Origin of the sequence: Thermoplasma sp. (assembly GCF_023256435.1) — an archaeon.
Taxonomy (GTDB): Archaea; Thermoplasmatota; Thermoplasmata; order Thermoplasmatales; family Thermoplasmataceae; genus Thermoplasma.
In genome coordinates this window covers 1-5,044 of the sequence record NZ_JAGDXM010000055.1, presented here as the reverse complement: position 1 = coordinate 5,044, position 5,044 = coordinate 1, and the positions used below count along the sequence as shown (strand labels likewise).

At 39.8% G+C, this 5,044-nt stretch carries 6 protein-coding genes and 1 pseudogene; 3 read left to right on the top strand and 4 right to left on the bottom strand.

The features are described 5' to 3' along the window. Window positions 1-380, top strand: a pseudogene (locus tag Q0C15_RS07475) (diphthine synthase); the annotation flags it as partial. Between the two features lie 92 nt (window positions 381-472). Next, window positions 473-817: a Rieske (2Fe-2S) protein gene (locus tag Q0C15_RS07470; protein WP_297217949.1), complete on the top strand. Its 345-nt coding sequence runs from the start codon at window positions 473-475 to the stop codon at window positions 815-817. A 128-nt stretch (window positions 818-945) separates the two neighbouring features. On the opposite strand, the gene Q0C15_RS07465 is transcribed toward Q0C15_RS07470, so the two are convergent. The 4 genes from Q0C15_RS07465 to Q0C15_RS07450 form a co-directional block, all read right to left on the bottom strand. Further along, window positions 946-1,152 (bottom strand): hypothetical protein, encoded by a 207-nt coding sequence (locus Q0C15_RS07465; protein ID WP_297217947.1) that lies wholly within the window; start codon window positions 1,150-1,152, stop codon window positions 946-948. Window positions 1,153-2,086: 934 nt separating this feature from the next. After that, a complete protein-coding gene (locus tag Q0C15_RS07460) occupies window positions 2,087-2,890 on the bottom strand; it encodes an ABC transporter permease (protein WP_297217944.1) in 804 nt (267 codons plus the stop codon). Beyond that, window positions 2,891-3,880: an ATP-binding cassette domain-containing protein gene (locus tag Q0C15_RS07455; RefSeq protein ID WP_297217941.1), complete on the bottom strand. Its 990-nt coding sequence runs from the start codon at window positions 3,878-3,880 to the stop codon at window positions 2,891-2,893. 10 nt (window positions 3,881-3,890) lie between these two features. Next, window positions 3,891-4,316, bottom strand: a complete 426-nt coding sequence (locus Q0C15_RS07450) for a PadR family transcriptional regulator (RefSeq protein WP_297217937.1) — start codon at window positions 4,314-4,316, stop codon at window positions 3,891-3,893. Window positions 4,317-4,740: 424 nt separating this feature from the next. Here Q0C15_RS07450 and Q0C15_RS07445 point away from each other — a divergent pair, with 424 nt between their 5' ends. After that, window positions 4,741-5,013, top strand: a complete 273-nt coding sequence (locus tag Q0C15_RS07445; RefSeq protein ID WP_297217935.1) for a hypothetical protein — start codon at window positions 4,741-4,743, stop codon at window positions 5,011-5,013. The last annotated feature ends 31 nt before the right edge of the window (window positions 5,014-5,044 follow it).

Below are 5,044 nucleotides of genomic sequence, written 5' to 3'. Positions count from 1 at the left end.
TAGCACCGCCAGTTTCACTTCCCAGGGTAAACGAGAAATTCTTTCCAATGAGCGTCATAGACAAGATCAAGAGAAATCTTGAAATCGGACTCCATACACCGCTTCTTATAGACCTTGATGGGGCCGAGAATATCCCGCTGCATGATGCCATAGAATCGCTCATGGAGATGCAGAACAGGAGAGGATATAAAGGCCTGATCGATGAGGTCTGCATCCTCTCCCGCATATCGTTTAAGGACGAGAGGATCATATTTGGGAAGATAGATGATGTGATGCATGAGAATGCCGCGTCTCCGTATATGATCATAATTCTTGCATCACTAGACGATAACGAACGGAGGTTTCTTTCGGCATTTTCCAGATCATCAATGAAAGAATGAGATATTTATTCATCCCATCTTAGACTTTAGAAATTCCATTATGCGAATAATTTTCATAAGAAAAAATTTAAGTTATGAAGTAATTATCTGCCATGGCCTATAAGAGGGTGTCTATTTCAACAAAAATCTTTGAAAACACAAACGCCATTGTGGCATGGGTCTCTGGAAGACCAGTTCTCCTGTCCAGATTCGAAGGCAAATACTATGCCATGGATGCTGTATGCGGCCATATGGGCTGTGCAATACTCGATAAGGTCGAAGGCAAGGAGGCGGTATGTCCCGCACATAAAGCCAGATATGACATCACCACTGGAAAGAAAACTGCTGAAGCCATGATCAGGCCAGATGTGAAATGCGAATATGATGGATCTGGAGAAACACTTAAGATCTATCCTGTCAGGGAAAATGAAGGTTTTCTGGAAGTTGATGTCTCATAAACCTGACGCACACTATCATAAATTAGGATCTTCTTAATCAATGGGATAAATGAGAATGTCTGACTGATAAATTTATTATATCCTTATATATATTAGATGTGGGAATGAGGTATTCTAGTGATGATGCATCATAGTATAAGAAACAGCATGATGGCTTCCTCGATCTTTGTTATGGTCGTTCTGCTTATTTTACAATTTATTCTCGGTATGTATGTTAATCTGTTTGTTTCGTTCAGTCCAGTAAATTCATTTTTTATGATGTCCTTTAACATTCCGACTATAATTATGATCCACATGATGTTCGGATTCTTAATTTTGGCTTTTTCGATTTTCATATTTATGCTTTCTCTTCTTAATGGTAGCCGCGTTCTGTCCATGATCGCCCTGATATCAGTCATATTGGTAATCATCGCTGGAATTTTTGGCATTGAATTTCTATTTTCAGAGAATAATCTGCTTTCTTATGGCATGTCCATTGCCTTCATCACACTGTTGTTCATGCAGTTTCTCTACATTTACAAACTACAATCGTTCAAATTTTATCCTACAAGGATGTGAGATCATATTATGGACGAGCTACTCCTAAGCTAAAGCCTCAGAGTTTTCCTTCATCGAAGAGACCTCTGCCCTTCCGGACATTCGAACAAGCCCTGTATCGTGATATCTACAGTCGTATATTCGGATCTCAGCGATTTTACTTAAGTATCATCCACTTGGTTATCGTGGAGGATACAAAATAATATGGGAAGACAATTTATGAATATTTCCATTGAGGGAGATCCATGTATCTCATGTCCAAAGAGGGAGTTTTACTGCTTTCCTCAAACTCTCCTAACTTTTCTATAAGTTTTCAGAACCATCGGACTTCTTCGGTTAAAAAGATACGATGGATATCCTTCCCATGATGAAGGTCAATGCACTCCTTGAAACAATCTTCATTTCGGTCGGTTGAATTCATCAGGCAAGCCGATAAAGAGCGATCATAAATATCATATGTCCAGTATCTTAATTTCATCTGGTTAGCAACTTTCACTTGATCCGCTTTCAAATATGGATATTCTTCTCGTCAAACATTCATGAGCTGGCATTATATTCCAAGGAAACAGATAGTGATATACGATTATCATCCATTCAGCCGGTATCGCGCATCATAGCTCCGGTTCTATATTTGTATGGATCAGCTTATGCATGTAATGCATACATTTGATCAGAATGAAAAAGGATCTCTAAAATTTTCAAAAATATTTGTTAAGCAAAAATAGATCATCTTCATTCTTTGATACCACTTTCAGAGACAAAGTACACCAGCAGGATCATTATCACGGTCAGTATGAACAGATAGATCATGTATGAAGCGAATGTTGACATCTGAGATCCAGAGAGGTTTCCATATATTATCAGAAGCCTGATGGATTCCGCAGACCATGAGACCGGATTATATTTTGCAACATCACTGAGCCATGAAACCATAAGATCGGGTGGAAACAACGCATAACTTGCGAACATTAACGGCAGATTCACAAGATTTGTTATGCCCATTATAGTTTCCATTCTTGTCATTCTTATGGCTATTATGGAGAATATTGAGGAAAATATAAAGGAGATCATCAACACCGCAGCCACCATAAGCAGGGCATCAACGATGGTGAAAGAATGCGATATCTTCAGACCGTCAGGTATTATCAGAGCGATAGCAATGAGTATGACCACCTGGACTATTATTCTCACTACTGAAGCTATGATTCTGGAGAACACTATGGAGCTTCTCTTTATTGGAGAAACAAGAAATCTCTGAAGTATACCAAGTCTTCTGTCCCAGATTATGTTGATTCCAGAGAACATTCCAGTGAACAGTCCAGTGATCGTGAGGATACCACCGATCATGTATGTTATGTAATCTGGAGCGCCATCAAAGAACGATGAAACGAACGGACCGCCAAATTTAGAAATGTCAAAGGCGCTTCCGAACAGTATTATCCAGAAAACAGGCTGCAATAGGCCCACTATGAGATATACTGGATTTCTATACCATTTCTTTATTTCGCGTACGGTGAGCGGTGCAAGACCAGACATCTATCTCAACCTCCTAACATTCTGCATCATTCTTCTGAACTGTTCCGGATCTATATCATCATCTATTGTGGATCCTGTATACTCGAGGAAAACCTCATCCAGTGATGGTTTCTTGACATTGATCGTTAAAGGAGAGACGTTCCTTTCCATGAGGTAAGATAGTATCTTTGGAAGTTCCGTGTCTGAATTTTCTACTTTCATTCTCACCTTAGAATTTCCTGCTAGGGAAGCATTTAATGCTCCTGGATATGCACGGGCGAGATCGGCTTCTTCCTTTGACTGAAACTCCATCGTGATTACGTCTCCCTTTAGACTGGCCTTTAGGCTCTCTGGTGTTCCGGTGATGAGTATCCTCCCATGATCGATTATGGATATCCTATCCGCAAGCTGATCGACCTCCTCAAGGTAGTGAGATGTCAGGATTATCGTGACGCCAAGCTCTTTCTGTATATCCTTTATGTATTTCCACATCTTGGATCTTGTATTCACATCAAGACCCAGAGTAGGCTCGTCTAAAAACAGTATCTTGGGCGAATTAACAAGACCGCATATGAGCTCGAGTCGCTTTCTCATACCGCCAGAATACTGTGAGACATATCGGTCTCCCCAGTCTGAGAGGTCGACTATATCAAGCAGATCCTTTATCCTCTTATCTGCATCGGATCTTGGTATATTGTAGAATGCCGCAATCATTCTAAGGTTCTCTATGCCCTTTAGATCAGCATCAGTGGTGAGATCCTGTGGTACGACCCCTATTATCCTTCTTATCTTTTCTTTATCCCTTTTCAGATCATAACCATCAATGATGGCGTTTCCAGAAGTCGGTTCGATTGCTGTCGTCAGCATCTTTATCGTTGTAGTCTTGCCGGCGCCATTTTTTCCAAGCAGGCCATAGATTTCCGCCTCCTCTATTTCTATGTTTAAATTATCCACGGCTTTCGTACCGCCGGAATAGATCTTTGTCAGATTTTCCGTTTTTATCATTGACATTTGAAATCGCCTATATACCCTCTATTTCCTGAATTTTATCCGCTATGTCTTTAAGTCTCCGTCTCTCGGATTCAGATAGTTTCCCTTCCTTTCTCACTATATCCTCAAGATACTGGACATAGCTGTATATTTCATCTATGACACTTTCCGGTGTCTTAAGATGATCTGACTGCGTCATTCCATTTATGCCAAGATCTTCCTTGCCTTTCTCCGATAGCTCGTATCTCCCGTCCGGTCTTCTGTTGACCAGTCCTTCTTTTAGTAGCGTTTCAAGCGCAGGATATATGGAACCAGGTGATGGTCTCCACAATCCGAAACTGTGCTTCTCTATCTCATCCATGATCTCAGCGCCACTCATGGGTTTACTGTAAATGAGGTATAATATCCAGTATCTCAGTGATCCTCGCTTCTTAAAAGCTCCAAAGTTACCGAACATCATATCGATTCCGATATCGATATTAAAAATTTAAAGTTATGTTAAAAATTTTCATACTTTGCTGTGTTCTTTACTCATTTCCTCCGGTGCAAATTGAAAATCATTCACCGCAATACTACATTTCAAACTGTATTAAGCGAGATGATGTATTTCAAAAATGAATTTCCCATATCAACTCCTATATCATAGAATACCGATAATGCCGGCAAAATATCAGCATACAAAAGGATAAAAATATGAGATGGATAGAGGTAAAGGTCTTCAGATCAAAACGTACGTGCATCTGTGATGTACACAAAACGATAATCCTAAGGAAATATATGACTTTCAATGTGTGGTTTCAATATATGGTATTTGCTGTGGTTAACTGTAAATCAGAGAATCGAATAGGCGTACCGCTGCCGATCGAGATCAGGTGAGAATATTGAAGGGATCTGTAATCAGAAAAAGATACATACTTGTCTGGTCTTCGAAACAGGAGGAACTTTCGAGGGATCTCTTTAGAACCTTTCGTTGCAAGGTCAAATTTCATCATGGCGATTTCGCCATTTATTTGGCTACGCAGTTCAACAAAGACAGAGTAATACAGTTCATAAATTCGTATGATGGAAGCAGAAGTATAATTACGAGCGGTACAATAAGAAAATGCAAAAAAAAGATGCAAAATGAATCTTTAAAAGAGAAGTTAGGAGTTTAGGGGAAGCTGTAAATTTCAACCTCTTCGGACA